Below are 1218 nucleotides of genomic sequence, written 5' to 3'. Positions count from 1 at the left end.
AAGGTAGAAGGCTACGATGTAACCAATACCCAGCTTACAGAAGTGAACGGTGAAAAGATCTGGAACGATAAAGATAATGCAGACCAAGTAAGACCTGCGGAGATAACTATCAAGCTGTTGCAAAACGGAGCAGAATACGATCAGAAGACTGTAAGTGCAGCAGATCAGTGGAAGTATAGCTTTACAGACCTGCCTAAGTACGATGCAAATGGAGCAGAATACGAATATACTGTTAAGGAAGAACCGGTGGCCGGATATAGCTCTAAGGTAGAAGGTTATGATGTAACCAATACTCAGCTTACAGAAGTAAATGGTGAAAAGCTCTGGAACGATAAAGACAATGCAGATAAAGTACGACCTACAGAGATAACAGTTAAGCTGTATCAGAAGGTGAAGGATGCAGAAGGCGAAGCAACAGAGTATGACAGTCTAACCGTAACAGCAGATAATGGTTGGAAGTACAGCTTTACAGACCTGCCAAAGTATGATGCCGATGGAGCAGAGTATGAGTACACAGTTAAAGAAGAACCGGTGGCTGGATATAGCTCTAAGGTAGAAGGTTATGATGTAACTAATACTCAGCTTACAGAAGTAAATGGTGAAAAGGTCTGGAACGATAATGATGATGCAGCTGGAAAGAGACCTGAATCAATAACAGTTAAGTTACTGCAAAACGGAGATGAGATTGATCAGAAGACTGTAAGTGCAGCAAATCAGTGGAAGTACAGCTTTACAGACCTGCCTAAGTATGATACTGATGGAGTAGAGTATGCGTACACAGTTGAGGAAAAGCCTGTTGATGGATATGAAAGCCAAGTAAAAGGATATACTATAATCAATACACTAATAGATGAAAAAAGTGTAAAAACTGGAGATGACAGTAACCTTGAGGTACCGTTGGGTATGGCAATGATTTCTCTTCTGTCAATGGGGTTAGTGCTAGCTACAAGAAAAAAGTATAAATAATTCTTAGTGCGTAAGCATTAAATTCTCTAACTTGAAGAACGCCGACTTAATGTCGGCGTTCTCAGACTGTAGACAAAGGTCCAATCTCAATTTTGAGATTGGGCTTTTTCTTTTGCATAAAACATATATAAATCGTTGAAATATCAACGCTTATGGCGGTATTTATGATATAATATTAATATAGAAATTAAGGAGAATATCGCCATGATAACAAAAAATAACCCTGAAGATAAAAAGAAACAAATACAGATG

At 38.7% G+C, this 1218-nt stretch carries 1 protein-coding gene; it reads left to right on the top strand.

What is annotated here, in order from left to right; translation table 11 throughout:
* A partial coding sequence (locus tag INF20_RS07905) for a Cna B-type domain-containing protein (RefSeq protein WP_226385832.1) occupies nucleotides 1-966 on the top strand: 966 nt, incomplete at its 5' end.
* Between the last annotated feature and the right edge of the window lie 252 nt (nucleotides 967-1218).

The sequence above is a fragment of the Gallibacter intestinalis genome (assembly GCF_014982745.1).
Lineage (GTDB): Bacteria > Bacillota > Clostridia > Peptostreptococcales > Anaerovoracaceae > Gallibacter > Gallibacter intestinalis.
This window is presented reverse-complemented; position numbering and strand designations above follow the sequence as displayed.